The sequence below is a fragment of the Psychromonas arctica genome (assembly GCF_038155225.1).
Lineage (GTDB): Bacteria > Pseudomonadota > Gammaproteobacteria > Enterobacterales > Psychromonadaceae > Psychromonas > Psychromonas arctica_B.
This window is the reverse complement of sequence record NZ_JBAKBA010000358.1, coordinates 1-215: the sequence shown is the minus strand read 5'-3', so window position 1 is coordinate 215 and position 215 is coordinate 1. Positions and strand designations below refer to the sequence as shown.

General features: G+C 38.6%; 1 protein-coding gene. It reads right to left on the bottom strand.

Annotated elements, in window-relative coordinates; all coding sequences use genetic code 11:
- Positions 1 to 215, bottom strand: a 215-nt coding sequence (locus V6255_RS18775; protein ID WP_341629461.1) for an Rnf-Nqr domain containing protein, incomplete at both ends; no start/stop codon positions are given.

Genomic DNA, 215 nt, shown 5'->3' with positions numbered 1-215 from the left:
AGAGCACCTGAACCAAACAATTCACGAACAGCACCCACTAAAACTAGTATCAGGCCGTAACCTAATCCATTACCTATACCATCCATAAAGCTTGGAAATGGTTTGTTTTTCATTGCAAATGCTTCAGCACGTCCCATTACGATACAGTTCGTAATGATCAGACCAACATAAACAGATAACTGTTTAGATATACCAAAAGCAAATGCTTTTAGTGC